The following is a 25,619-nucleotide window of genomic DNA, read 5'->3' as shown; positions in this document are numbered from 1 at the left end:
GTGCTGTTCCCGCCCCGGCTCGGCCAGTTCCAGGCCGAGGCGCCCGCCGAGCCGGCGGACAGCACCACCGGTGGCACACCGCCGGACGCCCCGCCGGTACTGCACTCGCAGCTGCCCGCCGACGACCCCGCCGGGGATTCCGTGTGGCGCCTCGGCTACAGCGGCCGCGCCGCGGCCGAGGAACGCCCGGCCACCATGCGCGCCTGCCCCGGCGGCGCACTTTCCACCGGCATCGGCAACGGCCTGGCCTGCCGCAGCGCCGGCGAGGTCAAGATCCGCGAATCGGTGCTGGACCTGGATGGCGGCGCGCAGGTGATGCTGATCGCGCAGGCGCGCGGCACCGACGCCACCACGGTCAATGGCCGCCCCGCGGCGATCGATCCCTACGCCCTGGTGCCGCAGTTCTATACCGCCGTCAGCGGCCTGGCGGTGCTGGACGGCGCCACCATGTGGGCCGGCCGGCGCGACAATGCGCCGTTCCTGCTGTCGTCCGGCCTGCTGCCGCCCAATTCCACGGCGATGCGCTTCGGCATCGACAACGCCAAGGTGATCGGCGATATCGGCCTGAGCTACCAGTACACCGCGCGCGCCGACCAGAACGGCCAGAACCTGCCCAGCTACCACTCGCTGCGCACCGCGCCCATCAACACCAACGAACAGGGTTCGATCCAGCTCGGCTTCACGCGGGTGGAGGCGCAGCCGCTGGTGCAGGACCCCGGCGGTGCATGGTGGGCGTCTGCGTTGCATGAGCAGAAAGGCGTGCTGTACGGCACCAACCGGTTCGGGGTGCAGTTCGGATCGGGATCGCGCAACGCCATGACCGGCTACACCGGCATGGGACCGGCGCTGTCGCGCACGCGCGTGGCGGAATCGATGGAATGGAGGGGCCGTTCAGGGCTGAGCGGCGCGGTGGAGCAAAGCCTGCAGTTCGACCGGTCGCCGGTCGGCACGCTGCAGTGGACCACCACGCGCTTGCGTCCTGCTTATGTGGCCAGCAACCAGTTCCGCCTGAACTTCGAGGTCTCGCACGACCAGATCTCGTCCGGCTTCGGCGTCAGCGGCCAGCGCACCGCGCTGACCGTGGCGCCCACGCTGACGCTGGGCAAGTCGGCCGGCAATGCCAACCTGCGCGCCTTCTACACCTATAGCCGTGCCAGCGACGTCGACGGCATCGGCTACACCGCGCCGGCCGACGCGTGGGCCTCGCAGGCGAGCGGCTCGATCTTCGGCGTGCAGCTCAATCGGCGCTGGTAGGGGCGCTGGCGGGCGCAGCGCGCCAGTCGGCCTGCGCCGTGGCGGCCGCAGCGGGTTTGCGGCACAGCCAGTGGAACAGCAGCGTGGCAGCCAGCCCGCCGCCGATCTGGGCCAGCACGAAGCCCGGCACGTCCTGCGGCCGGATCCCGGTGAAGGTATCGGTCAGCGCGCAGGCGATGGTCAGCGCCGGGTTGGCAAACGAGGTCGACGACGTGAACCAGTAGCCCGCGGTGATATAGCCTGCCACCACGAACGGCACCAGCTGCGGCCGGCTGCGCAGCGTGCCGATGCCCACGCCGACCAGGCCGAAGGTGGCCACGCACTCGCTCCACCACATCGCCGCGCCGGTGCGGCTCTGCGCCGACCAGGCCAGCGCCGGCTCGCCGAACATCGCATGGGCGGCCAGCACGCCGCAGACTCCGCCCGCCACCTGCACCAGCACATAGCGCAGCGCATCGCGCGGCGGCAGCGTGCCCTGCAGCAGCGCCGACAGGCTCACCACCGGATTGAAATGGCCGCCCGACACCGGGCCCAGCGACACCAGCAGCGCCACCAGCCCAGCCCCGGTGGCCAGCGAATTGGCCAGCAGCGCCAGCGCGGTGTCGCCTGCGGCGAGGCGCTCGGCACGGATGCCGGAGCCCACCACGATCGCCACCAGCAGGGCCGTGCCCAGGCCTTCGGCCACCAGGCGGCGTACGAGCGTACTCATCGCTGCGCTCCGTTGACGGCGCGCGGCAGCGATAAAGCGGAGCAACGAACGGGATACGAGAGCGACCGCGAGATCGCGGCAAAGGCAGTAAGGAAAACGTGCAGCGGCAAGATGGACAACGTCGCCTGAGACGACGCCTCGAACGGTGGCGGTTCAGTAGCAAGCCCGCGCACATGCGGTGAGCGCGGACGCGACAGTGTTCCGTTCGTGCACGGAGCGCGTCAATGCGTGGCCGCTTTGTTGTGTGCAGACGCGCGGTATCGAATCGCGGCGCTGGCCGCGGGCCGTTACCGGTTGCTGGCCGCCAGCCGCAGGCCGAAGCCGACCAGCGCGATCCCGGCCAGTCGCGTTGCCAGCGTGCGCGCGAACGGCAGCGCCCGCAGCCGGCTGGCCACCGCGTTGCCCGCCAGCACCAGCGCCGCCTGGTAGGCAAGGCTGAGCACCGTGACGTGGGCCATCATCGCCGCCAGCGTGGCCGGCGACGCATCCGGGCGCAGGAACAGCGGGAAGAACGCGACAAAGAACAGCACTACCTTGGGGTTGGTCAGGCTCACCGTGAAGCCCTGGCGCAGGTATACGCGCGTGGACTTGCGCGGCTCGGGCACGCCGGCGTCCGCGGCAAAGCGTGTACGCAGCAGCTGCACCCCCATCCAGCACAGGTACGCGGCACCGAACCATTGCAAGCCGTGGAACAGCAGCGGATTGGCCTGCATCACCGCCGCCAGCCCCGCCACCGCGGCGAGCATGTACACAAGGTCGCCCAGCAGCGTGCCGCAGACCGCGCCCATGCCGGCCGCCATGCCATTGCGCGCGGTGGCGTTGAGAATGGCGATCGTGCCCGGGCCGGGGATCAGCTGGAACACCAGGATGGCGAGCACGAAGCTGGTGTAGTTCTGGATGTCGAACATGGTGGCCTGGCAGTGTCGGATGCGAGTGCGGGATGCATCGCTGCCGCCATGTTAGTGCAGCCTGGCCCATCGCGGCAAAGCGCATGGCTTGACGGCTGCAGCGCGCCTCAGCGCAGCAGGAACGCGATGTCCTCGACGCGGATCTGTGCCACCGGAATGCCCTTGCGGCGCTGGAACAGGATGTGCTGCTGCACGCGGCTGCGCTGCTCGGCAAAGACCCCGGGATCGATCGGCGTGCCCAGGCGCATGTAGTGCTGCACCAGCAGCTTGTAGGCGCGGTGGCGCACCTGCATGGCCTCGGTCTCCGCACGCAGCCGCCGGATCTCTGCCGGGCTGCGGTCGATCGCCTGGTGCAGCTCCTCGACCGTGCGCGCATGCAGCTCGCGGTAGACGTCGCGCTCGGCCTCCATCTGGTGCAGCTCGTCGCGCAGCGCGCGGATCTTGTGCTGCAGCTTCAGCGTCTGCGAGACCGCCTGCTGCACCCGCCCCGCCGCCCCCAGCGCGTGGCTGGCCGCGGCCATGGTGCTCTTCCACAATCCGCGCTCTTCGCCCGCAGTCTGCGGCGGCCAGCGGTTGTCTGTCCCGATCAACGTATCCATCAGACCCCCCGGTAAGAAAGTAAGCCCTGGACCGGCTGTCCGCGTTATGGGTGCGGCTTGGCCGGCTCGGTCCGCGCCGCCGGGCGGCAGCGCGTCAGGCCATCGTAGAGATACATATATCGGCTGCCAAGTAGAAGATATTTACTTCTGGGTTGGCTGTTGCGCGTTGGTCAAGCACGCCGGCAGCGGGGCTGCAGCATGACCAGGGCCATCTTATCCCCTACCAGTCTCGGCAGGATTTCCCGCGCCGGCCGCATGCGGGCCAGTTCCCGGGCGGTGAGCGGGGGGTTGTCCGCGTCCGCGCGCGCGGCAAGCGTCAGCGCCTTGTCCTCGGCATCAGATGGGATATGGATTTTGCGTTTCGTCGACATGGTTCAGTACCTCGCGGCGGGTTACCAACGCCGGTTCACAGGGCCCAGCGCTGCCTGTACACAAATCTGCCAATGCGATGCCACAAAGCAAAAAGCCCGGCTCTTGCGGGAGCCGGGCTTTTCTTGTTCTGGTGGCCTGGGACGGAATCGAACCGCCGACACAAGGATTTTCAATCCTCTGCTCTACCGACTGAGCTACCGGGCCAAAGAAGCGAAACTATAACTGGACTTTTTTGGTCAGTCAAGCGTCATGTGCGTCACAGCCTCATTGCTCGGCCGGCTCGGGCTTGTTGCGGCCCAGTTCGACGCCGAGCTGCTTGAGCTTGCGGTACAGGTGGGTGCGCTCCAGCCCGGTCTTCTCGGCCACGCGGGTCATGCTGCCGTGTTCGCGCAGCAGGTGGTATTCGAAGTAGGCGCGCTCGAACAGGTCGCGCGCTTCGCGCAGCGGCATGTCGAAGGAGAACTGCATCTCGGCCTCGGGCACGCGCGCGGGGCTGCCGTTGGGGGCGGCCTCGGCGGTGGTCTCGGGCACGATGTCTGACGAACCGGGTTCGGCAGACGGGACCGTGGCGGGGGCGGCGGTGGTGGCCGAGCTGCTGCGCGGGCGTTCGATGCCGCGGGCCAGGCCCTGCTCGACCGCGGACAGCAGCTTCTGCAGTGCGATCGGCTTCTCAAGGAAATTGAGCGCGCCGATCTTGGTCGCCTCGACCGCCGTGTCGATGGTGGCGTGGCCCGACATCATGATGACGGGCATCGTCAGCTGTCCCTGCGCGGACCATTCCTTGAGCAGGGTCACGCCATCGGTATCGGGCATCCAGATATCGAGCAGCACGAGGTCGGGCGTACCCGCCGCGCGGTATTCGCGCGCTTGCAGCGCGTTCTCCGCGAGTTCAACCACGTGGCCTTCGTCGCTGAGGATCTCCGAGAGCAGCTCCCGGATTCCCATTTCGTCATCGACTACGAGGATCGTTGCCATACTTCCCCTCTTAACCCCACCGCAGCGTTCCGGGACCGGACGCCATTGTTGACTATGTCAGTTTAACGAACAGGATCGAGATCTGTGCACCGACGATCTCCGCACCTTCCATGCGATTGCGCATCTCGATTCGCGCGCCGTGTTCGTCAATGATCTTCTTTACCATCGCGAGCCCCAGGCCCGTGCCCTTGGCTTTCGTGGTCACGTAGGGCTCGAACGCACGGCTCAGGATTCGTGGCGCAAAACCGGGACCATTGTCCGCAATGGTGAGCTTGACGGCCTGCCGGTTTTCGCCGGCAGAATCTTTGTATTCTACAGTCTCGGTGTTCAGAGTGATATGGGGCGCCGCCCTACCGGCCGCGACGTTCTCGGTGGCGGCATCCTGTGCGTTCTGCAGCAGGTTGTGGATGACCTGGCGCAACTGCGTCGGATCGCCCTTGATCTCGGGCAGCGCGGTGCCCAGCGTCGGATGAATCACCGGATGCTCGTGCACCGCGGGATCATCGATGCCATACAGGTGCAGCACTTCCGCCACCAGGCTGTTGAGCTGCAGCGACTGCAGCACCGCGGGCGGTGTGCGCGCGTAGTCGCGGAAGTCATCGACCATGCGCTTCATCGCGGCCACCTGGTTGACGATGGTGGCCGCGCCACGCTTGAGCACATCGGCGTCGGTGCCTTCGAGCTTGGGCGAGAGCTTCATCTGCAGGCGCTCGGCCGAGAGCTGGATCGGCGTCAGCGGGTTCTTGATCTCGTGCGCAAGGCGCCGTGCCACCTCGCCCCAGGCCACCGAGCGTTGAGCGGAAATCACATCGGAGATATCGTCGAAGACGATCACGTAGCCGGGCTCATCGCGCTCGCCGCCGGGCAGGCGTGCGCCGCGCACCAGCAGCGTAAGCGGCTGTTCCTCGCCCTGCGGCAGCTCGATCTGCTTCTGCCAGTGCTCGGCGCCGCCCAGCACCTCGCTGGTGTTCTGGTCCGAGAAGGCCTGGCGCACGATCTCGCCGAACGGCCCCATGCCAGGGATCTGCTCAACCGGCAGGCCCAGCACCGCGCCGAACGGCTGGCGGAAGATGCGCTCCGCGCCCGGATTGGCGGTAATCAGCACAAAGCGGCGGTCGAACACCAGCACGCCGGCGGTCAGGTTCTGCAGCACGCTTTCCAGGTAGGCCTTCGATTGCTCGAGCGCGGTGCGGTTCTCTTCCACCGCCAGCCGCGCCTCGGCCAGCTGTCGCGTCATCTGGTTGAACTGCTGCGTGAGCATGCCGAGCTCGTCGCGGCTTTTCAGTTCGCGCTTGGGCGAGAGGTCGCCCTCGGCCACTTCCTTGGTCCCCTGCAGCAGCATCAGCAGCGGCCGCGCCAATTGCCCGCCCAGCAGCAGCGCCAGCATCACCGCGATGAACACGGCCAGGAACAGCGTCAGCGTCAGCGTGCCGATATACATCTTGCGCAGGCCGGTGCGGCCCAGCGCCTTCTCCTGGTATTCCTGGTACGCGCGCTGGACTTCGTCGGCATTGCGCGCGAGCACCGCCGGCACGGGGTGCAGCACCTGCAGGTAGCGTTCCTCGCGCACGGTCTCGCCGACCAGGCCGAAGCCGCTCGACGGCGATTCCTCCGGGCGGCGCTCCACGGACAGGCCGGAGCCGGCCCAGCGCGGCGGCTTGGCCAGCGCGCGCGGGGCGCTGCCGCCTGCGGCGTCATCCTGTGCCGCGGTTGGACTGGCGCCCAGCGGAATGATCACGCGCAGCCGGTACAGGTGGCTGCTGTCGACGCGTTCGGGGCTCGGGCTGCCGTCGCCCGACGGGTCGGTGCCGCCCTCCACCGCCGCGTAGCCGCCGGCCAGCCGCGCCTGTTCGGCCAGCACGCCCGAAGGCAGGTCCGGCACCAGCGACGCGTAGTTGCTGGACGCCGTGGCCAGCACGCGGCCGCTGCCGGTGAAGATGGCGGCTTCCTGGACGCCATACTGCTCGCGCAGCCGGTTCAGCTGCAGCGAAGTGGCCACGCCGGAGGCGCCGGCGAGCTGCTCGGCCATCAGGCGTGCCTTGACCTGCAGGTCGGCGAGCGAGCTGTCGATGGTGGAGCGGCCCAGGTTCAGGCCGGCCTCGAGCGCGGTTTCCACGCGCACGTCGAACCAGGACTCGATGCTGCGCGAGACGAACTGCAGCGATACCAGGTAGATCAGCACGCCGGGCAGCACGCCCACCACGCCGAAGAACACGGCGAGCTTGGTCATCAGCCGCGTGCCGAACTTGCCGCGGCGATAGCGCAGCCACAGCGTCAGCGCCAGCGCACCCACGATCAGCACCAGCAGCGCGCCGATCACCAGGTTCACCTTGAACAGCAGCGTGAAATAGCGATCGAAGAATTCGGTGTTGGCCGATGCGCCGGCCAACAGGCCCACCAGCACCAGCGCCAGGAAGACGATGATCCCGGCCACGACGCGGTACAGCACGCGCCGGAACCGGCTGTCCCACAGCGAGTTGCTCATGGCTGGCTCGATGCGGGCTGCAGCAGCAGTGCGGGCGACAGTCCGTACGACACCGTCTGCATGGTCAGGCCGCGTGCGTCAATGGCAGCGGCAGGCGCCGACGCAGGCGCGGGTACGGCGGGCGAGGCCGGCAGCGCCGGCGACACGGGGCCTGGGGCCGGCGCGGGCGGCGGCGCTGCGGGCAGCGGAGGTGGGGGCGCTGCGTTCAGGTCCGTCGGCACCGTATAGGCGAAGCGCCGCCAGTCGGAGGCCAGGTTCCATTCACGCGTGTTGACGGCGTTGATCTGGAACGGCTTGGGCAGTTGCGACAGGTCCAGCCGCATGCGCACTTCCGCGTGGTAGGTCTCGCCCGGCTTGACCACATTGCGCTCGAACACGCGCCAGCCGCGCACGCGCTGGATGAACTGCAGCGCGCCCTTCAGGCGCGTGAACGGCAGCTGCAGGCCGCCGGTGGAGACACGGTACTGGCGCGTCAGCGGCTGGTACGACAGGCGCACGCTGCGGGTGGTGTTGACCGGCTTGTCGTCGAACCAGTACCAGCGCGAGCGCGAGAGCTGGAAGTCGACCGCGAAATAGAGGGAGATGCCCTTGTGCAACGCGTCTTCCAGCGCGGGCGGCAGGTCGAAGTCGAAGCTGGCGGCAAGCTCGAAGCCGCCGTCCTGGAATTCGATGCGCGCCTCGGTGGCCTCGATGACCTGCGCGCGCGCGACGGGCGGCAGCCACAGTAGCGAGGCGAGCGCCAGCACCAGTGCCAGCCACCACCGCGCCAGCAGGCCACGCCTGCCCGCGCCGCCGGGGCGCAGATGCAGGCACGCCCGGTCCGCGGCAGTGTCCACGTTCGTGTCCACCATGACGCGGAAGTCTGACAGGCGCGGCGTGCTCAGCATCGGATCAGATCAGGCGCGTTTCTGGAAGCGGGCGTAGAAGAAGCCATCGTGATCCGACGGCAGGCTGGTGCCGGCAGTGGCGTCCTTTTCGCCATTGGCGCCGGCGGCTTGCGTGGCATGGGTGCCGGTCAGCAGCTGCCCCGGCGCCTGCAATCGTATCGCATCTGCCAGCTGTGCACCAAACCAGCGCGCCTGCTCCTCGCCTTCCGTTGGGAAAATTGAACAGGTGACATAGACCAGGATGCCGCCCGGTTTGAGCAGCGGCCACAGTTGCGAGACGATGCGGCGCTGCTCGGTGATGAGCTTGGCAATATCGGTCTCGCGGCGCAGCCAGCGGATATCGGGATGGCGCCGCACAATGCCCGAAGCCGAGCACGGCACGTCAGCCAGGATGCGGTCAAAGGGCTGGCCGTCCCACCAGTCGGCGGGCCGGCTGGCATCGCCGACCACGATCCTGGCTTGCTTGCCCAGGCGCGCCAGGTTCTCGGCGATGCGGGTGGTGCGCTGCGGGTCGCTTTCCACCGCGGTGACTTCAATATCGGCCAGTTCCAGCAGGTGCCCGGTCTTGCCGCCGGGCGCCGCGCAGGCATCCAGCACGCGCATGCCGTCGGCCACCTCGAGCAGCGGCGCGGCCAGCTGCGCGCCGGCATCCTGCACCGAGACCACGCCTTCGGCAAAGCCCGGCAACTGCGTCACCGGCACCGCGCGCACCAGGCGCACGGCCTGCGGGCCAACCACGTGGCCGGCCAGGCCGGCGTTGGCAAGATCGGTCTGGTACTGCTGCACGGACACGCGCGCGGTGTTGACGCGCACCGTCATCGGCGGGCGCACGTTGGCGCTGGCGGCCAGGGCCATCCACTGGTCCGGGTAGGCCTCGCGCAGCATGCGCAGCCACCACGGCGGCAGGTTCCAGCGCGCCTGCTCGTCGCGGTTGACCTCGGCCAGCAGCGCTTTGCGTTCGCGCAGGAAACGGCGCAGCACCGCGTTGACCAGGCCGCGCGCATGCGCAGTCTTGGGTTCGGAGGCGGCGGCGCTGACTGCCTGGTCGACCACGGTGAAGGTGCTGTAGCCCGGGCGGCCGGCGTCCGCGCCGTCCTGCTTGTCGCGCGGGCCCGGTGCGTGCTCCAGCAGCAGCGCCAGCGCCACCGCCAGCAGCGAATCGACCTGCGCGCCCGGCGGGCGCGTGACCAGCTTTGTCACCAGTGCGCGTGCCGTACCGAACTGGCGCATGGTGCGATAGGCGATGTCCTGCAGCGCGCCGCGCGTGGCGGCATCCTGCACGCGGTCCAGCCGCAGCTGCGCGGCGGCGTCCTCGATCGCCTGGGGCAGGGCTGTGCCTTCGCTGACGGCGCGCACCGCGGCGGCGGCGCCAAGCATCTGGAAGGCAAGCGAATCGGGAGGCAGGCGCATATCGGTCAGGCGGCGGATCAGGTGTTGGAATCGGGAAGCAGGCCGGCGCGGGCACAAAAAAAGCCCGCCGGTCCATGCGGAACAGCGGGCAGTTTACCCTGTGCGGGGGCCCTGCCCCGGATTTCCGGCCGCTCAGGCGGGATAGGTGCCGGTCTGGGCCATCTGCATCAGGCGCGCGATGCGCTCCTCGGTGGCCGGGTGGGTCGAGAACAAATTGGCGATGGCGCCGCCCGAGAGCGGGTTCATGATCATCATCTGCGCCGTGGCAGGGTGTTCTTCGGCCGCCTGGAACGGGATGCCCTGGGCGTAGCGGTGGATCTTGTCCAGTGCGCTGGCCAGTGCCTGCGGGTCGCCGCTGATCTCGGCGCCGCCGCGGTCGGCTTCGAATTCACGTGCGCGCGAGATTGCCATCTGGATCAGCGATGCCGCCAGCGGGGCCAGGATTGCCACGGCAATGCTGGCGATCGGGTTGCTGCGGTTGCCGTTCTCGTCGCGGCCGCCGAAGAACATCGCCATGTTGGCCAGCGCCGAGATCGCACCGGCCATGGTGGCGGCGATGGTCGAGGTCAGGATGTCGCGGTGGCGCACGTGCGCCAGCTCATGCGCCATCACGCCGCGCAGTTCGCGCTCGGACAGCACCCGCAGGATGCCGGTGGTGGCCGCCACCGCGGCGTGCTCCGGGTTGCGGCCGGTGGCAAAGGCGTTGGGCGCGTCTTCGTTGATCAGGTACACGCGCGGCATCGGCAGGCCGGCGCGCTGCGCCAGGTCCTGCACCATGCCGTAGAACTGCGGCGCGCTGCCGGCGTCGACTTCCTGCGCGTTGTACATGCGCAGGACCATCTTGTCCGAGAACCAGTAGGAGAAGAAGTTCATGCCCAGCGCAAGCAGCAGCGCCATCATCATGCCGCTGCGCCCGCCGATCATGCCGCCGATGACGATGAACAGCGCCGTGATGGCCGCCATCAGCATGAAGGTCTTGACCCAGTTGAACATTGCGGTGATCTCCGTGTAATCGTGAGCCGCGTCCCGGGGGAAAGCGGACGCGATGACCGTTAGATAGGGGGCGATACCCGAAAATTCAACGGCTGTTCAACGGTTTCAGGGGGGAGCCGTGGCCGCTTGCGCCGGCCGGGGCGGTGCCGCCGGCACTTATGCCGCCATGTGCGGCCAAGGCCCGTCCGATCATGCCTGCGCGGCGCCGTTGCCGGGTACCGCGCAGCGCGTGCCCGGCGGCAGCGGCAGGGCCTGCAGGAACTGCTGCGCCGGCTGGCGGCGCCCGCCCGGCTTCTGCAGCTCGGTGACCTGCAGTGCGCTGCCCTCGCCGCAGGCGATGAGGACGCCGGCGGCGTCGGCCGCCAGCACTGTGCCGGGCGGATGCGGCAGGCTGCTGGCGGCGGCCAGCGGCACGGCCTGCCAGCACTTGATCACGGTATCGCCGACCTGCACCGTCGCGCCCGGGAAGGGGTTGAACGCGCGCACCTGGTTGGCCAGCGCCGCGGCCGGGCGGCGCAGGTCCAGCGGGGCCTCGTCCTTGGCGATCTTCTCGGCGTAGGTGACGCCTTCGGCCGGCTGCGGCGTGGCGGCCAGCGCGCGGCCGGCGGCGAGCTCCTGCAGCGCTGCCACGGTCATGCGCGCGCCCAGCGCGGCCAGCGTGTCGTGCAGCGTGCCGGTGGTGTCGTCCGGGCCGATCGGCACGGCCGCGCGCGTGAGCATGTCGCCGGTGTCCAGGCCTTCGTCCATCTGCATCAGCGTGATGCCGGTCTCGGCATCGCCCGCCTCGATGGCGCGGTGGATCGGCGCCGCGCCGCGCCAGCGCGGCAGCAGCGAGCCGTGGATATTCAGGCAGCCCAGGCGCGGCAGGGCCAGCACCTCGGCCGGCAGGATCAGGCCGTAGGCGGCCACCACCATCACGTCGGGCGCAGTGCCGGCGAGCGCGTCGATGGCCGCGGCCGCGTCTTCCGGGTACTTGCCCTGGCGGCGCAGCGAGCGCGGCTGCAGCACTGGCCCAAGGCCGCTGGCGGCGGCGAACTGCTTCACCGGGCTGGCGTGCAGCTGCAGGCCGCGGCCGGCGGGGCGGTCAGGCTGCGTCAGCACCGCCACGATGGGAAAACCGGCGGCGTGGATGGCTTCCAGCGCGACGCGCGCGAACTCGGGCGTGCCGGCAAAGGCAACACGCAGGGGTCTGGCTTGGGACATGGCAGGTTCCGTGGCCTGAAACAGGACCGGCCGCTATCGCGGCCGGTTCTTTTGTTCTTCGGAAGTCATAAAGATAACAGACCCCGCGCGGGTGCCGCGCGCTGGCGGCGGGAATCCGGGCGGGCTGTTACATCTTTGTGGCAGGGCGCCGCTTACATGCGGGTGCGCTCGCGCTTCTGCAGCTTGCTCTTGATGCGGTTGAGCTTGAGCGGCGACAGGTATTCGACAAAGACCTTGCCGCGCAGGTGATCGATCTCATGCTGGATGCAGACGGCCAGCAGGTCGTCTGCTTCGAGCTCGAAGCTCTCGCCCTTATCGTTGAGCGCGCGCACGCGCACCCGGTCGGGGCGCTCGACGCGGTCATAGACCTCGGGCACCGACAGGCAGCCCTCTTCCCACACCTTTCGGTTGTCGCTGGCCCAGACGATCTCCGGGTTGATAAAGACCTGGAGCTGGTCGCGCGTTTCCGAGACGTCGATCACCACCACCTGCTCATGCACGTTGACCTGTGTGGCGGCCAGCCCGATGCCGGGCGCTTCGTACATGGTTTCAGCCATGTCCTTCACCAGCTGGCGGATGCGGTCGTCCACTGCCGCAACGGGTTTGGCAACGGTGTGCAGACGGGGATCGGGGTAGGTCAGGATATCGAGTTTTGCCATGATGCTCAGGCGCAACGCCGGCTGCTGCCGGCAACCGGGCCGCGTTGCGGCGGCGGGTGTTTACATGCAGAATCGGGGCGCAAGTACAAAAATTCAAGGCGCGCCGAAACAGGCACGCTCTCCCGGGTCAATCCGGCCGAAACCACCGGCCGGTCAGGAAAATGCGCGATCTTACCAAAGAACACCAGGCGGCGTCGGGCCGCAGGCTGCACGCGTTCATCCCTAAGCTTGCCTATGCGTTGCTGAGTGCCGCCGGCTTCACTGCGGCGGCCGCGCTTCCGGCCCTGGCTGCGGACCTGACGGTCACGCCGGCGCAGCAGGCCGAAGCCCAACGCACGGCCCAACAGGGCATCCCCGTTTCAGACCTGGCTGCCAATGCGCCGTCGCAGTACACCGTGCGCACGGGTGACACGCTGTGGGGGATCTCGGGCCGCTTCCTGCGCCAGCCATGGCGCTGGCCTGAGCTATGGGGCATGAACCGGCAACAGATCCGCAACCCGCACCTGATCTATCCGGGACAGATCCTGTACCTGATCCAGCGCGACGGCCGCGCCTGGCTGTCGACCACGCCCGCCGGCAGCGGCACGGTGCGCCTGTCGCCGCAGATACGCGGCAACGCCGCCGACGGCGCCGCCATCCTGAGCATCGCGTCTTCCGATATCGAGCCTTTCCTGATCCGCCCGCTGGTGGTCGACCAGGATACGCTGGCCACCTCGGCACGCATCGTCGCCGTGTCCGAGTCGCGCGTCATCCTTGGCCGCGACGATACCGGCTACGCGCGCGGCATCCCCGCCGACGCGCCGCAAGGCAGCGACTGGCAGGCCTACCGTCCGGTCACCCCGGTGCGCGACCCCGTCTCCAATGCCGTGCTCGGCTACGAGGCCGAATACGAAGGCAACGTGCGCCTGGCGCGCGCTGCGCAGGGCCCGGATGCGGTCTCGACCATGCAGGTCACGCAGGCCAGGCAGGAAATGGGCGTGGGCACGCTGCTGATGCCGCAGCCCGCGCGCGAAGCGGCGCGCTATGTGCCGCACGCGCCCGATACGCAACTCGACGGCCGCGTGGCCAAGGTCTATGGCGGGGTCGAGTTCGGCGGCGCCAAGCAGGTGGTGGTGCTCAACCTCGGCAGCCAGGCCGGGGTGGAGCCCGGGCATGTGCTGGCGCTGTCGCGCACTGGCGAGACCGTCGCCGACAAGACCGACAGCAACCGCGCCATCCGCCTGCCCGACGAGCGCTACGGCCTGGCCTTTGTCTTCCGCGTGTTCCCGGGGGTGTCGTATGCGCTGGTCACCGACGCCTCCAACGTGATCGCGGTCGGCGACCGGGCGACCTCGCCGCGCTGAGCCGGTCTTGGCGACATCGCAGGCGGCCCTGGCGGCCGCCGCTTCTCTTTGCCATGCCGGCGCTGCCCGGCAGCTCACCACGCGCGATCCCGACGAGCTGAAGGCGTGGCTGCAGCTCGCCTGCGCGCCCGGCGTCGGCCCGGTCACGGTGCGCCTGCTGCTGACCGCATTCGGGTTGCCGCAGCAGATCCTGGCGCAGAGCGTGGCAGCGCTGTCGTCCGTCGTCCCCAAGAAACACGCCCGCGCGGTGCTGGCCAAGCCAGGCACCGGGCTGCCGGCACTGGTCGAACGCACCCTCGCCTGGCTCGGCACGCCCGGCAACCACGTGGTCACGTTTGGCGACGACGCCTACCCTGCCCGCCTGTTCGACCTGCCCGACCCGCCGCCGCTGCTATATATCAAGGGCGATCCCGCGCTGCTGGCGCGTCCTGCGGTGGCCATCGTCGGCGCGCGTGGCGCCACCGAGCAGGGCAAGCGCGATGCGCAGGCCTTCGGGCGGGCGCTGTCCGAGTCGGGGCTGGCGGTGGTCTCGGGGCTGGCGCTGGGCGTCGATGCCGCCGCCCATGCCGGCGGGCTGCAGGGTTGCGGCGGTACCGTCGCTGTTACGGGTACGGGGGCCGACCGGGTCTATCCGGCCGAGAACCTGGCGCTGGCCCACGAAGTGGCCGCGCGCGGCGCGATCGTCACCGAGTTCCCGCTCGGCATGCAGGGCCTGCCCGCCAACTTCCCGCGCCGCAACCGTATCATCGCCGCCCTGGCACGCGGGGTGCTGGTGGTGGAGGCCGCGGCGCGCTCGGGCTCGCTGATCACCGCACGGCTGGCGGCCGACCTGGGGCGCGAGGTATTTGCGGTGCCGGGCTCGATCCACGCGCCGCTGTCAGCCGGCTGCCACCTGCTGATCCGCCAGGGAGCGAAGCTGGTGGAGCGCGTGGAGGATGTGCTGGAAGAGATCAACCTGCTGCCGGCACCTGCCCGCCCCGCTGCCGCGCGCGTTCCCGCGTCCGTACCGGAGCAACCAGATCTTTCTGACTTTGCCGGCCACGCCGACCCCCTGCTGGCCGCTCTCGGCTACGATCCGGTTACGCTGGATGCGCTGTGCGAGCGCAGCGGCCAGCCGCCGGAAGCCGTCGCGGCGCGCCTGCTGGAACTGGAACTGGCCGGGCACGCCGAGCGTCTACCGGGAAACGTGTTTCGGCGGCTTGGGTGAGCCGCAGCGCAATACCGATACAATCGCCGGCAGCCCGCGTGCCGCGGGCGCCTCATGTTTCCGATGCCATGACCGTTTACTTTCCAGAACGTGACGCAGGCGCCATTGCCGGGTGCCTGGCAGCGCGGCCGCAGGGCCGCCTGGTGGCCTGCCTGTGCGCGCAGTGGTGCGGCACGTGCCGGGACTACCTGGCGGCGCTGACCGCGCTGGCCTCGCGCCATCCGGAGGATTGCTTCGTCTGGATCGACATCGAGACGCACGCGGATGCGCTTGGCGATATCGATATTGAGAATTTCCCGACGCTGCTGGTGCAGCCTGCGTCGGGCGGCACGCCCCAGTTCTATGGCACCCTGCTGCCGCACATCGAGGTGCTGGAACGCATGCTGAGCCGCGGTGCGGCGATGCCGGCGAGTGCCGAAGACGTGCCGCAGGTGCTGGACTGGTTGCTTGCCGGGGGGAGCAGCGCCGCCTAGGCGGCGACAGGGTCGGCGGCGGGGCTTGCTTGCACCGCCGTTGAAAGCGCGCTTATTATTGGCGCCTCATAGCCCCCCGGCGTTCTGATTACTTCGTTTGTAGTGCAATTCGCGGGTTGCCGGATGCAGCTCGCAAGGACCCTTCCCATGTCAAAAGCCCTCATCATCGCGGAAAAACCGTCGGTCGCGGCGGATATCGCCCGTGCCCTCGGGGGGTTTACCAAGCACGACGAGTATTTCGAGAGCGACGACTACGTGCTGTCCTCCGCCGTCGGCCACCTGGTCGAGATCGCCGCGCCGGACGAATACGAGGTCAAGCGCGGCAAGTGGAGCTTCGCCAACCTGCCGGTGATCCCGCCGCATTTCGACCTGCGCCCGATCGCCAAGACCGAGTCGCGCCTGAAGGTGCTGAACCGGCTGATCAAGCGCAAGGACGTCACCGCCCTGATCAACGCCTGTGACGCGGGACGCGAAGGCGAACTGATCTTCCGGCTGATCGCGCAACAGGCCAAGGCCAAGCAGCCGGTGCGCCGGCTGTGGCTGCAGTCGATGACGCAGCAGGCGATCCGCGATGGCTTCGCCAGCCTGCGCGAAGACGAAGACATGCTGCCGCTGGCCGACGCCGCGCGCTGCCGCTCCGAGGCCGACTGGCTGGTCGGCATCAACGGCACCCGCGCCATGACCGCCTTCAACAGCAAGGGCGGTGGCTTCTTCCTGACCACCGTGGGCCGCGTGCAGACGCCGACGCTGTCGATCGTGGTGGAGCGTGAAGAGAAGATCAAGCACTTCGTGCCGCGCGACTACTGGGAAGTGCGGGCCGAGTTCATCGCCGCCGCCGGCCTGTATGAAGGCCGCTGGTTCGACCCCAAGTTCAAGAAGAGCGAGTTCGATCCCGAGGCGCGCGAATCGCGCCTGTGGAGCGAGGCCGAGGCCAAGAGCATCGTCGCCGCCTGCCGCGACAAGCCGGGCACCGTCACCGAGGAATCCAAGCCGTCGACGCAGCAGTCGCCGGCGCTGTTCGACCTGACCACGCTGCAGCGCGAGGCCAACTCGCGCTTCGGCTTCTCGGCCAAGAACACGCTCGGCCTGGCGCAGGCGCTGTATGAAAAGCACAAGGTTCTGACCTACCCGCGTACCGATGCGCGCGCGCTGCCCGAGGACTACCTGGACACGGTCAAGCAGACCATGGACATGCTGGCCGACAGCTCGCCCAACTACCTGCCGCACGCCAAGAAGATTCTGGCGCAGGGCTGGGTCAAGCCGAACAAGAAGATCTTCGACAACAGCAAGATCAGCGACCACTTCGCCATCATCCCGACGCTGCAGGCGCCAAAGAACCTGTCCGAACCGGAGCAGAAGCTGTACGACCTGGTAGTGCGCCGCTTCCTGGCGGTGTTCTTCCCGGCGGCCGAGTTCCAGGTCACCACCCGCATCACGGAAGTCGCCGGCCACCACTTCAAGACCGAAGGCAAGGTGCTGGTCAACCCGGGCTGGCTGGTGATCTACGGCCGCGAGGCGCAGGGCGACAAGGATGCCGCCAACCTGGTGCCGGTGGCCAAGGACGAGAAGGTCAAGACCGACAAGGTCGAGAGCGTCGGCCTGACCACCAAGCCGCCCGCGCGCTACAACGAAGCCACGCTGCTGTCGGCGATGGAAGGCGCCGGCAAGCTGGTGGACGACGACGCGCTGCGCGAGGCCATGGCCGGCAAGGGCCTGGGCACGCCGGCGACGCGCGCGGCCATCATCGAAGGCCTGCTGACGGAAAAATACCTGGTGCGCGAAGGCCGCGAGCTGATTCCGACTGCCAAGGCGTTCCAGCTGATGACGCTGCTGCGCGGCCTGGGCGTGCAGGAACTGACGCAGGCCGAGCTGACCGGCGAGTGGGAACACAAGCTCTCGCAGATCGAGCGCGGGCGCCTGAAGCGCGACGAGTTCATGCTTGAGATCGCGCAGATGACCCAGCAGATCGTCAAGCGCGCCAAGGAATACGACAGCGACACCATCCCGGGCGACTACGCCACGCTGGACACGCCGTGCCCGCAATGCGGCGGACAGGTCAAGGAGAACTACCGCCGCTTTGCCTGCACCGCGTGCGAGTTCTCGATCAGCAAGATCCCGGGCGGGCGCCAGTTCGAGATCGAAGAGGTCGAAGAACTGCTGCTGAAGAAGGAAATCGGTCCGCTGCAGGGTTTCCGCAGCAAGATGGGCCGTCCGTTCGCCGCCATCCTCAAGCTGGGCAAGGACGACGAAGGCCATTACAAGATGGAATTCGACTTCGGCCAGAACGACGACGACAACGACGGCGAGCCGGTCGACTTCAGCGGCCAGGAGCCGGTGGGCACCTGTCCGAAGTGCGGCGGCTCGGTGTTCGAGCACGGCATGAAGTACGTCTGCGAGAACAGCGCGACCAGCCCCAAGAGCTGCGACTTCACCACCGGCAAGATCATCCTGCAGCAGGAAATCAGCCGCGAGCAGATCGGCAAGCTGCTCACCGACGGCAAGACCGACCTGCTGACGGGGTTCAAGTCGTCGCGCACCGGCCGCAACTTCAAGGCCTTCCTGGTCAAGCAGCCGGACGGCAAGATCGGCTTCGAGTTCGAGGCGCGCGAGCCCAAGGCGGGCGCCAAGACGGCGGCGAAGACCACGGCCAAGGCGGCATCGAATGGCACGGCCGAGGCGGCGCCGGCAACCAAGACGGCAGCGAAGACCGTGGCCAAGACGCCAGCCGCCAAGGCTCCGGCCACCAAGGCACCGGCCACCAAGGCACCGGCCAAGAAGGCGGCAGCCAAGAAGGCCCCCGCCAAGACCGCCGCGGCCAAGAAGTCGCGCGCGGCGGCCGCCGGCGAGTAAGCGTCAGCGCGTCACGGCAAAACGCCCGGCGATGCCGGGCGTTTTGCTTTGGGTGGATCGGCCTAGGTAGCCGCTCAGGTGCGCACGGCTTGCGCGCCGTGGCTGGCGGCTGGCGCCGGCTGCGCTTCCTTGCCGCGTACCTGCCCTTCTTCGAGCAGGAAGTCGATAAAGGCGCGCACCTTGGTCGGCAAGAACTTGCGGCTCGGGTAGACCACGCTGACATCGCGCCGCGGCAGCTGGTATTGCGGCAGCACATGCACCAGCTTGCCGGATTCGATATTGGGACGCGCCAGGTAGGACGACAGCATGGCCACGCCCATGTCGGCCAGCGCCGCCTGGTGGGCCAGCTCGGCATTGCTGCACAGCAGCCCGGGGCGGATCGGCACGGTCACCTCGCCTTCCGGGCCCAGCAGCGTCCATTCGTGCTCGGCACTGGGCAGGCGCATGGCAATGCAGCGGTGGTGGCTGAGTTCATGGGCATGGCGGATCGGCGCGTGCGCCGCCACATAGCCCGGCGATGCGCACAGGATCACTTCGGCCGACAGCAGCGGGCGCGCCACCAGGTGCGAGCCCAGGCCCAGGTCGGACAGCATCACGGCCACGTCGCGGCCTTCTTCGACGATATCGACGTTGCGGTCCGACAGGATCACGTCGAACACCACGTCCGGATAGAGCTGCTGGAAGCGCGCCAGCAATTCCGGCAGCAGGTGCAGGCCGAACATCACCGGGGTGACCAGCCGCAGCGTGCCTGACAGCGACTGGCTGCGCGCCGTGACCACGCTTTCGGCTTCTTCCACGTCTTCCAGGATCTGCTGGCAGCGCTGCAGGTAGGTTTCGCCGGCGTCGGTCAGCGACAGGCTGCGGGTGGTGCGGTTGAGCAGGCGCGTGCCCAGGTGGCTCTCCAGGTCGGCCACGTAGCGCGTCACCACTGCGTTGGACATTTCCAGCTGCTGCGCTGCACGCGCGAAGCTTCCCAGTTCCACCACCTTGGAAAACACACGCATCGATTGCAGGCGATCCATGACACAGTCTCCCGGTTCTGCGCTGAATTCTTACGTAATCAGCCTATTTTATTGTTCGAATCAAAACTAATCATTGTGGATCCTGATATTTATTGATATGAGGGAAATGCCTAATATCTAGCCATCGGATGCCGCAATGCAACATAGTCTTTCGTCGAAGTGACGGCTCAGGCATCCATGCAATAGAGAAAGCCTGAATCATGAAAACCAACCGCTACGCCCTGATCGCTGTCGCCACCCTCGCCGCCGCCCTGTCGGCCGCACCGGCCTTTGCCAAGAACGGCAAGTTCGATGTGTTCACCGACGGCGCCAAGGTAGCCAAGTTCGATCCGTACACCGACGGCGCCCGCACCGGCAAGTTCGATCCGTACGTCGATGGCGCCCGCACCGGCAAGTTCGACACCTACACCGAAGGCGGCAAGTACGACACCACTACCGATCGCGCGCCGCTGTAAGGCCGCCTGGCCGCCTCAGGCCTGCCTCCCCGGCGGTCTCTGGCAGCGCGATCCCGGGGCCGCTTCCTCCGCTTGTGCGGCCCCGCCTGCTTCAAACCTGGTCTCCACAGGTCCTTGGGGGAGCGCCTTGCAGCCTCTCCGCCTTTATTGGAGAAAAAGCCCGCACCGGTTCCGGTTGCGGGCTTCTTTGTTTCTGCATCCGGCGGCTTTGCAAGCACTGGCGAATGATTATGCCAGACGCCGCAAATGAAAAACGGGCCATGACGGCCCGTTTTGGTGACCACTACGACTTCTTAGTCGTCGTAGTGGTGGCGATGGTGCTTGTGCTTCTTGCGCTTGTAGCTGCTCTTGTAATAGCGGCGGTGGTCATCGTCGTACGAGTTGCTGCGCGAGACATTGCCGCCCAGCGCCGCACCCGCGCCGCCGCCCAGGCCGGCGCCGATCAGGCCACCGGTGCGACCGCCCATGGCGTTGCCAGCTGCGGTGCCGGCACCGCCACCCAGCGCGCCGCCGATGATGGCACCGGTGCGCTCACGGCGGTTGGAGGTCACTGCGCCACCGGCGCCGCCGCCTACTGCACCACCGATCACTGCGCCGGTGCTGCCGCCCAGCGCGCCGCCCACCGCGGCACCGGCGACGCCGCCGAGTGCGCCGCCCAGGGCGTTGTTCATGTCACTCGCGACGGCCGGCAGCGCGCAGGCCGCCAGGGCGAGGGCAATGGTCAGATTGCGAACGGGATGGCGAGTCATATCTTTTTTCCTCGAATTGCCATGATGTGTCGCAAGTGTAGAGAAGGAGCCGCACCCTTGCTGTAACTACCTGTAAAGCCCTGTAACCCGCTACAGAAACGGTATCCGTGCATTACAAAAGCGCGGTAAACACGCAACACTTGATAAAAAGACAGGCGATCAAGTGATCGCCTGTCTGCTTTGTATGCCGCCGGCCCCGCAGGAGGACGGCGTTCAGCGTGTGCTCAGCAGCACTTGCCCTGCCCGCCGCCGTAGCGTGCCTCCTGGCGCTCGCGGAAGAATTCCTCGTAGCTCATCGGCTCGCGGTCGGGGTGGGTGCTTTCCATATGGGCCACGTAGGTCTGGTAGTCGGGCAGCCCGACCATCAGCCTGAGCGACTGCCCCAGGTAGCGTCCCATCGTTCCGAGTTGTTCCAGCATGGCGGGCTCCGGTATCAGGACTGGGCCGAGGCGGCGCCCGGCAGCGGCTCGAACGGCGTTTCCTTGTCGGTCGGGCGCTTCGCGGCGCGCGCCTGCAGCGCGGTCTTGAAGCCGTAGAACACGATCGACAGCACCACCAGCATGAACAGCGCGCACAGGCCGGCGTCCAGGTAGTCGTTGAAGACGATGCGGTGCATCTGCTCCATCGACTTGGCCGGGGCCAGCACCTTGCCTTCGGCAATGGCGGCGCTGAACTTGGCGGCGTGGGTCAGGAAGCTGACCTTGGGGTCGGCATGGAACAGCTTCTGCCAGCCGGCGGTCAGCGTGCAGATCAGCAGCCACACGGTCGGCACCAGCGTGACCCAGGCGTACTGGCCGCGCTTCATTTTGACCAGCACGCAGGTGCCCAGCACCAGCGCCACCGCGGCGAGCATCTGGTTGGAGATGCCGAACAGCGGCCACAGCGTGTTGATGCCGCCCAGCGGATCGACCACGCCCTGGTACAGGAAGTAACCCCATGCCGCCACGCACAGCGCGGTGGCGGTCAGGTTGGCGACCAGCGAATCGGTCTTGCGCATCGACGGGATAAAGCTGCCCAGCAGGTCCTGCAGCATGAAGCGGCCGGCGCGGGTGCCCGCGTCGACGGCGGTCAGGATGAACAGCGCCTCGAACAGGATGGCGAAGTGGTACCAGAACGCCATCATGGCCTGGCCGCCCACCACCTGGTGCAGGATATGGGCGATGCCCACGGCCAGCGTCGGCGCGCCGCCGGCGCGCGAGAGGATGGTGTTTTCGCCGACGTCCTTGGCGGTCTGCACCAGCACGTCAGGCGTGATCACGAAGCCCCAGGTCGAGACCGCGTGCGCCACCGCTTCCGGCGTGGTGCCGATCACGGCCGCCGGGCTGTTCATGGCGAAGTACACGCCCGGCTCGATCACCGAGGCGGCTACCAGTGCCATGATCGCGACGAACGATTCAGCCAGCATCGCGCCGTAGCCGATAAAGCGCGCGTGGGTCTCGTTCTCCAGCAGCTTGGGCGTGGTGCCCGACGAGATCAGCGCGTGGAAGCCCGACACCGCGCCGCAGGCGATGGTGATGAAGAGGAACGGAAACAGGTTGCCCGACCACACCGGTCCGCCGCCTTGCGCGAACTGCGTGAAGGCCGGCATCTTCAGGTCCGGGGCGACGATCAGGATGCCGACCGCCAGCGCGATGATGGTGCCGATCTTCAGGAAGGTCGACAAGTAGTCGCGCGGCGCCAGCAGCAGCCACACTGGCAGCACGGCGGCGATAAAGCCGTAGATGATCAGCATCCACGTCAGCGCCTTGCCGTCATAGGTGAACAGCGGCGCCAGCACGGCGCTCTCGTGTACGTACTGGCCGCCGATGATGGCCAGCATCAGCAGCACGAAGCCGATCACCGACACCTCGCCGATGCGGCCCGGGCGGATATAGCGCGTATAGATGCCCATGAACAGCGCGATCGGGATCGTCACCGCCACGGTGAACGTGCCCCACGGCGAGTCGGCCAGCGCCTTCACCACGATCAGCGCCAGCACCGCCAGGATGATGACCATGATCATGAAGCAGCCGAACAGCGCGATCATGCCCGGGATCGTGCCCATCTCGGACTTGACCAGGTCGCCCAGCGAGCGGCCGTCGCGGCGCGTGGAGATGAACAGCACCATGAAGTCCTGCACCGCGCCGGCGAACACCACGCCGGCGAGCAGCCACAGCATGCCCGGCATATAGCCCATCTGCGCGGCCAGCACCGGGCCGACCAGCGGGCCGGCGCCGGCGATGGCGGCGAAGTGGTGGCCGAACAGCACCGCCTTGTTGGTCGGTACGTAGTCCAGGCCGTCGTTGTGGCGCCACGCGGGCGTCATCCGTTTGGGATCGAGCTGCATCACCTTGTCGGCGATAAAGCGGCTGTAGTAGCGGTAGGCGATCAGGTAGATGCAGAGCGCGGCAACCACGATCCACAGCGCGCTGACGGCCTCGCCGCGCGCCAGCGCGACAGTGCCGAAGGCAAACGCGCCAAGGACGGCGACAGCCAGCCACACCAGGTGTTCTCCGATGCGATTCATAGTGAAGGGTCTCCTCAGACCGGGATATGGATAGCCTGCGGCGGCGAAAGACTGGTAACAGGCAACTGGCAGGATCGGCAGCGGGGGTGCGCCGAGGGCGGGCAGCGGGGGGCAATCCGGCGGTGAGGGTGTCTCCTGGGATAGCTGCTGCGCGCCCGGTTGTGTCGTCGTTTCCGGATCTCGTCTTGCAGGCAGGCGACGCACCGTCCGGGTGTGGACGGTGCACCAGCTGCGTCCGCGCATGCGCCCTGATCGTGTCCTGTTCCGCAGGTACCTTGCCATGAAACCGCCCAGTTGGCCGCCATGCGTCGTTGCTCGTCGTTGCCATAGCTACGGCTATGGCGCCTCCTCGCGCCTAGCCTGACGACCAACTGGACGATTTCATTCTTGGCAAGTTACCTGCGGAACAGGCCACTAAGGCGGCGGCGCGTTCGGCGTGTAGTATTGACACCCGCCAAACCCCGCACAAGCGCGTAACTACGCAGCACTTCTGCGTAGTACTACGCAAATCGACGGTGGCATGCCGCCTGCGCGGCATCGGTGTTTACCCCCGGTCCCCCCGCACTCGTATGAAACTCCGCCAGAAGATCCTGTTGCTAGCCGTGGCGCCACTTGCGGTTGCCATGCTGGGCATCGCACTTGCCGTGCGCTTCCAGGCCACGCAGCTCGCGCAGCATGAACGCGCGCTGGTCGAGGCCGCCTACCTGCAGAGCAAGGAAACCGAGCTGCGCCACTACGTAGAACTGGCGCAGAGCGCGATCGCGCCGCTGGTGCGCTCCGGGCGCACCGACGCCGCCACCCGGCAGGCCGCGATGGAGGCACTTGCGCGGCTGGACTACGGCCCCGACGGCTATTTCTTCCTGTATGACCTGCACGGCCGCAACCTGATGCACCCGCGCCAGCCCGAACTGGTCGGCCAGGACCTGTGGACGCTGCGCGACCCGCAGGGCGCGCTGACCATCCAGCAACTGATTGCCGCAGCCAAGGGCGGTGGCGGCGCGGTGCGCTACCTGTGGAGAAAGCCCTCGTCGCAGCAGCTGGCGCCCAAGCTCGGCTATGTGGTGGCGGTGCCCGAATGGGGCTGGATGGTGGGCACCGGCATCTACCTGGATGACGTGGAAAGCACGCTGCGCCAGCTCGATGCCCGTGCCGAGACCGATATCCGCCAGACCATGGCCTGGATCGGCGTGATTGCCGGCATCAGCATCCTGCTGGTCGCCGCCAGCGGCCTGGCGCTGAACGTCAGCGAGCACCGCGAGGCCGACGCCAAGCTGCGCCAGCTGGCGCAGCGCGTGGTGCAGTCGCAGGAAGAAGAGCGCGCCCGGCTCTCGCGCGAGCTGCACGACGGCATCAGCCAGCTGCTGGTGTCGGTCAAGCTGGTGCTGGAAACCGCCACCAACCGCCTGCGCCTGGCCCCGGCCGAAGGCGCCGCGGTGGCGCCGGTGCTGGGCATGGCGCTGAACCGGCTCGATACCGTGTTCAATGAAGTGCGCCGCGTGGCGCGCAACCTGCGCCCCGCCCTGCTCGACGACCTGGGCCTGTACGCCGCGCTGCAGCACCTGGCGCGCGAGATGCAGGGCGGCAGCGGGCTGGAAATTGCGGTGACTCAGAGCGGCACCCCGCGCGAACTGCCCGACGAGCAGGCCACGGCGCTGTTCCGGATCGCCCAGGAAGCCTTGACCAACGTCGAGCGCCATGCCGGCGCGCGCCGGGTCGTGGTGGCGCTGGCCTTCGATGCCGATGCCACGCGCCTCACCGTGCGCGACGACGGGCATGGCTTCGACGTGGCGCGCATGCAGGAGGACCCGCAGCGCGGCATCGGACTGCGCAACCTGCGCGAGCGCATCGCCGCGCTGTGCGGGCAGTTCGACATCGTTTCGGGCATGGGCGGCACCCAGCTGGTCGCTTCACTGCCGCTGGCCAGGCCCGCGGCCATTGCGCACGATCCCGTTTCAGCAGGACCCTCGCCGTCATGACCCAGCTAGCCGACTCCGCCGAAGTGCCCGCCCGCGTATTACTGATCGACGACCATGCGCTGGTGCGCGACGGAATGCGCATGCATCTGGCGCTGCAGCCCGGCCTGCGCGTGGTCGGTGAAGCCGACGACGGCGAGGCCGCGCTGGCGTGGCTGGACCGAGCCGGTGCCGCCGAGCTGCCCGACCTGGTCATCACCGATATCGGCATGCGCGGCATGGGCGGCATTGCCCTGGCCGCGGCGCTGCATGACCGCTATCCGGAACTGGCGGTGCTGATCGTGTCGATGCACGACAACCTGGAATACGTGCGCCAGGCGGTGCGTGCGGGTGCGCGCGGCTATGTGCTCAAGGACGCGCCCGCCGACGAGCTGATGGCGGCGATCCAGTCCGTGCTGGCCGGACGGGTCTTCTACAGCGCCCGCATTGCGCGCGGCATGGCCGAGCAGAGCCCCGCCGCAGGGCCGCTCGATGCGCTCACGCCGCGCGAGCGCGACATCCTGCGCGGCATCGGGCGGGGCCTGGCCAACAAGGAGATCGCGGCGCAGCTGGGGGTTTCGGTGCGCACGGTGGAGACGCACCGGCTG

23 protein-coding genes and 1 tRNA gene are annotated in these 25,619 nt (G+C 68.1%); 8 read left to right on the top strand and 16 right to left on the bottom strand.

What is annotated here, in order from left to right; genetic code table 11:
* Positions 1–1,254 (top strand): carbohydrate porin (locus AC3WRR_RS33880; protein ID WP_492299376.1); only part of this gene is annotated, 1,254 nt, incomplete at its 5' end.
* Here the strand turns inward: AC3WRR_RS33880 and AC3WRR_RS33875 are convergent.
* The 12 genes from AC3WRR_RS33875 to def all read right to left on the bottom strand — a co-directional run bounded on the left by AC3WRR_RS33875 (position 1,238) and on the right by def (position 12,454).
* Positions 1,238–1,963 carry an aquaporin gene (locus AC3WRR_RS33875; RefSeq protein WP_010811315.1) on the bottom strand — a complete coding sequence of 242 codons (726 nt, stop codon included), beginning with the start codon at positions 1,961–1,963 and terminating at the stop codon, positions 1,238–1,240. The genes AC3WRR_RS33880 and AC3WRR_RS33875 overlap by 17 nt on opposite strands.
* Positions 1,964–2,250: 287 nt before the next feature.
* Positions 2,251–2,871, bottom strand: coding sequence for a LysE family translocator (locus AC3WRR_RS33870; RefSeq protein WP_010811316.1), 621 nt, complete (start codon positions 2,869–2,871; stop codon positions 2,251–2,253).
* Between the two features lie 107 nt (positions 2,872–2,978).
* Positions 2,979–3,470: a hypothetical protein gene (locus AC3WRR_RS33865; RefSeq protein ID WP_011616259.1), complete on the bottom strand. Its 492-nt coding sequence runs from the start codon at positions 3,468–3,470 to the stop codon at positions 2,979–2,981.
* Positions 3,471–3,640: 170 nt separating this feature from the next.
* A complete protein-coding gene (locus AC3WRR_RS33860; RefSeq protein ID WP_010811318.1) occupies positions 3,641–3,841 on the bottom strand; it encodes a hypothetical protein in 201 nt (66 codons plus the stop codon).
* A 129-nt stretch (positions 3,842–3,970) separates the two neighbouring features.
* Positions 3,971–4,046: transfer RNA gene (locus AC3WRR_RS33855), tRNA-Phe, on the bottom strand.
* Between the two features lie 60 nt (positions 4,047–4,106).
* Entirely contained in the window at positions 4,107–4,817 is a 711-nt protein-coding gene (locus AC3WRR_RS33850) for a response regulator (RefSeq protein WP_011616260.1), read from the bottom strand.
* A gap of 52 nt (positions 4,818–4,869) precedes the next feature.
* Positions 4,870–7,302, bottom strand: coding sequence for a sensor histidine kinase (locus AC3WRR_RS33845; protein ID WP_011616261.1), 2,433 nt, complete (start codon positions 7,300–7,302; stop codon positions 4,870–4,872).
* Complete coding sequence (locus AC3WRR_RS33840; protein ID WP_492299374.1) at positions 7,299–8,189, bottom strand: DUF4390 domain-containing protein; 891 nt, start codon at positions 8,187–8,189, stop codon at positions 7,299–7,301. Before AC3WRR_RS33840 ends, AC3WRR_RS33845 begins: the two co-directional genes overlap by 4 nt.
* Positions 8,190–8,198: 9 nt before the next feature.
* The gene (gene rsmB / locus AC3WRR_RS33835) at positions 8,199–9,599 is read right to left on the bottom strand and encodes a 16S rRNA (cytosine(967)-C(5))-methyltransferase RsmB (RefSeq protein ID WP_492299372.1); all 1,401 of its coding nucleotides are present in this window, start codon (positions 9,597–9,599) and stop codon (positions 8,199–8,201) included.
* 132 nt (positions 9,600–9,731) lie between these two features.
* A complete protein-coding gene (htpX, locus tag AC3WRR_RS33830; protein ID WP_010811323.1) occupies positions 9,732–10,592 on the bottom strand; it encodes a zinc metalloprotease HtpX in 861 nt (286 codons plus the stop codon).
* Between the two features lie 189 nt (positions 10,593–10,781).
* Entirely contained in the window at positions 10,782–11,795 is a 1,014-nt protein-coding gene (gene fmt, locus AC3WRR_RS33825) for a methionyl-tRNA formyltransferase (protein WP_010811324.1), read from the bottom strand.
* Between the two features lie 152 nt (positions 11,796–11,947).
* Positions 11,948–12,454, bottom strand: a complete 507-nt coding sequence (gene def / locus AC3WRR_RS33820) for a peptide deformylase (protein ID WP_492299370.1) — start codon at positions 12,452–12,454, stop codon at positions 11,948–11,950.
* Between the two features lie 161 nt (positions 12,455–12,615).
* Here def and AC3WRR_RS33815 point away from each other — a divergent pair, with 161 nt between their 5' ends.
* From AC3WRR_RS33815 to AC3WRR_RS33800, 4 genes are all read left to right on the top strand, one after another.
* Positions 12,616–13,797, top strand: a complete 1,182-nt coding sequence (locus AC3WRR_RS33815; RefSeq protein WP_439668415.1) for a LysM peptidoglycan-binding domain-containing protein — start codon at positions 12,616–12,618, stop codon at positions 13,795–13,797.
* 7 nt (positions 13,798–13,804) lie between these two features.
* Positions 13,805–15,004: a DNA-processing protein DprA gene (gene dprA / locus AC3WRR_RS33810; RefSeq protein WP_492299368.1), complete on the top strand. Its 1,200-nt coding sequence runs from the start codon at positions 13,805–13,807 to the stop codon at positions 15,002–15,004.
* Positions 15,005–15,072: 68 nt separating this feature from the next.
* On the top strand, positions 15,073–15,477 hold the full coding sequence (locus tag AC3WRR_RS33805; RefSeq protein ID WP_011616267.1) for a thioredoxin family protein: 405 nt from the start codon (positions 15,073–15,075) through the stop codon (positions 15,475–15,477).
* Positions 15,478–15,624: 147 nt separating this feature from the next.
* Positions 15,625–18,327, top strand: a complete 2,703-nt coding sequence (locus tag AC3WRR_RS33800) for a DNA topoisomerase III (RefSeq protein ID WP_492299366.1) — start codon at positions 15,625–15,627, stop codon at positions 18,325–18,327.
* Positions 18,328–18,401: 74 nt separating this feature from the next.
* On the opposite strand, the gene AC3WRR_RS33795 is transcribed toward AC3WRR_RS33800, so the two are convergent.
* Positions 18,402–19,349, bottom strand: coding sequence for a LysR family transcriptional regulator (locus tag AC3WRR_RS33795; RefSeq protein WP_010811330.1), 948 nt, complete (start codon positions 19,347–19,349; stop codon positions 18,402–18,404).
* Between the two features lie 200 nt (positions 19,350–19,549).
* Here AC3WRR_RS33795 and AC3WRR_RS33790 point away from each other — a divergent pair, with 200 nt between their 5' ends.
* Positions 19,550–19,804 carry a hypothetical protein gene (locus tag AC3WRR_RS33790; RefSeq protein WP_010811331.1) on the top strand — a complete coding sequence of 85 codons (255 nt, stop codon included), beginning with the start codon at positions 19,550–19,552 and terminating at the stop codon, positions 19,802–19,804.
* Positions 19,805–20,097: 293 nt separating this feature from the next.
* Here the strand turns inward: AC3WRR_RS33790 and AC3WRR_RS33785 are convergent, their stop codons facing one another.
* The 3 genes from AC3WRR_RS33785 to AC3WRR_RS33775 form a co-directional block, all read right to left on the bottom strand.
* Positions 20,098–20,553, bottom strand: a complete 456-nt coding sequence (locus AC3WRR_RS33785; protein WP_010811332.1) for a YMGG-like glycine zipper-containing protein — start codon at positions 20,551–20,553, stop codon at positions 20,098–20,100.
* A gap of 224 nt (positions 20,554–20,777) precedes the next feature.
* The gene (locus tag AC3WRR_RS33780) at positions 20,778–20,972 is read right to left on the bottom strand and encodes a YbdD/YjiX family protein (protein ID WP_010811333.1); all 195 of its coding nucleotides are present in this window, start codon (positions 20,970–20,972) and stop codon (positions 20,778–20,780) included.
* Between the two features lie 14 nt (positions 20,973–20,986).
* Positions 20,987–23,059: a carbon starvation CstA family protein gene (locus AC3WRR_RS33775; protein ID WP_010811334.1), complete on the bottom strand. Its 2,073-nt coding sequence runs from the start codon at positions 23,057–23,059 to the stop codon at positions 20,987–20,989.
* Positions 23,060–23,628: 569 nt separating this feature from the next.
* Between AC3WRR_RS33775 and AC3WRR_RS33770 the strand changes: the two genes are divergently transcribed.
* On the top strand, positions 23,629–25,035 hold the full coding sequence (locus AC3WRR_RS33770; RefSeq protein WP_010811335.1) for a cache domain-containing protein: 1,407 nt from the start codon (positions 23,629–23,631) through the stop codon (positions 25,033–25,035).
* On the top strand, positions 25,032–25,619 hold a 588-nt coding region (locus tag AC3WRR_RS33765; protein ID WP_492299364.1), incomplete at its 3' end, for a response regulator. The genes AC3WRR_RS33770 and AC3WRR_RS33765, both read left to right, overlap by 4 nt.

The sequence above is a fragment of the Cupriavidus sp. FW305-3-2-15-C-LB2 genome (assembly GCF_058787575.1).
Note: the sequence above shows the minus strand (reverse complement) of the source record. Positions and strands in the feature narration are given on the sequence as shown.

What these genes read in the sequence shown, in the direction of transcription:
- AC3WRR_RS33875 (WP_010811315.1), bottom strand. Translation starts at nt 1,963, where the DNA reads ATGAGTACGCTCGTACGCCGCCTGGTGGCCGAAGGCCTGGGCACGGCC.
- AC3WRR_RS33870 (WP_010811316.1), bottom strand. Translation starts at nt 2,871, where the DNA reads ATGTTCGACATCCAGAACTACACCAGCTTCGTGCTCGCCATCCTGGTG.
- AC3WRR_RS33865 (WP_011616259.1), bottom strand. Translation starts at nt 3,470, where the DNA reads ATGGATACGTTGATCGGGACAGACAACCGCTGGCCGCCGCAGACTGCG.
- AC3WRR_RS33860 (WP_010811318.1), bottom strand. Translation starts at nt 3,841, where the DNA reads ATGTCGACGAAACGCAAAATCCATATCCCATCTGATGCCGAGGACAAG.
- AC3WRR_RS33850 (WP_011616260.1), bottom strand. Translation starts at nt 4,817, where the DNA reads ATGGCAACGATCCTCGTAGTCGATGACGAAATGGGAATCCGGGAGCTG.
- AC3WRR_RS33845 (WP_011616261.1), bottom strand. Translation starts at nt 7,302, where the DNA reads ATGAGCAACTCGCTGTGGGACAGCCGGTTCCGGCGCGTGCTGTACCGC.
- AC3WRR_RS33840 (WP_492299374.1), bottom strand. Translation starts at nt 8,189, where the DNA reads ATGCTGAGCACGCCGCGCCTGTCAGACTTCCGCGTCATGGTGGACACG.
- rsmB (WP_492299372.1), bottom strand. Translation starts at nt 9,599, where the DNA reads ATGCGCCTGCCTCCCGATTCGCTTGCCTTCCAGATGCTTGGCGCCGCC.
- htpX (WP_010811323.1), bottom strand. Translation starts at nt 10,592, where the DNA reads ATGTTCAACTGGGTCAAGACCTTCATGCTGATGGCGGCCATCACGGCG.
- fmt (WP_010811324.1), bottom strand. Translation starts at nt 11,795, where the DNA reads ATGTCCCAAGCCAGACCCCTGCGTGTTGCCTTTGCCGGCACGCCCGAG.
- def (WP_492299370.1), bottom strand. Translation starts at nt 12,454, where the DNA reads ATGGCAAAACTCGATATCCTGACCTACCCCGATCCCCGTCTGCACACC.
- AC3WRR_RS33815 (WP_439668415.1), top strand. Translation starts at nt 12,616, where the DNA reads ATGCGCGATCTTACCAAAGAACACCAGGCGGCGTCGGGCCGCAGGCTG.
- AC3WRR_RS33805 (WP_011616267.1), top strand. Translation starts at nt 15,073, where the DNA reads ATGACCGTTTACTTTCCAGAACGTGACGCAGGCGCCATTGCCGGGTGC.
- AC3WRR_RS33800 (WP_492299366.1), top strand. Translation starts at nt 15,625, where the DNA reads ATGTCAAAAGCCCTCATCATCGCGGAAAAACCGTCGGTCGCGGCGGAT.
- AC3WRR_RS33795 (WP_010811330.1), bottom strand. Translation starts at nt 19,349, where the DNA reads ATGGATCGCCTGCAATCGATGCGTGTGTTTTCCAAGGTGGTGGAACTG.
- AC3WRR_RS33790 (WP_010811331.1), top strand. Translation starts at nt 19,550, where the DNA reads ATGAAAACCAACCGCTACGCCCTGATCGCTGTCGCCACCCTCGCCGCC.
- AC3WRR_RS33785 (WP_010811332.1), bottom strand. Translation starts at nt 20,553, where the DNA reads ATGACTCGCCATCCCGTTCGCAATCTGACCATTGCCCTCGCCCTGGCG.
- AC3WRR_RS33780 (WP_010811333.1), bottom strand. Translation starts at nt 20,972, where the DNA reads ATGCTGGAACAACTCGGAACGATGGGACGCTACCTGGGGCAGTCGCTC.
- AC3WRR_RS33775 (WP_010811334.1), bottom strand. Translation starts at nt 23,059, where the DNA reads ATGAATCGCATCGGAGAACACCTGGTGTGGCTGGCTGTCGCCGTCCTT.
- AC3WRR_RS33770 (WP_010811335.1), top strand. Translation starts at nt 23,629, where the DNA reads ATGAAACTCCGCCAGAAGATCCTGTTGCTAGCCGTGGCGCCACTTGCG.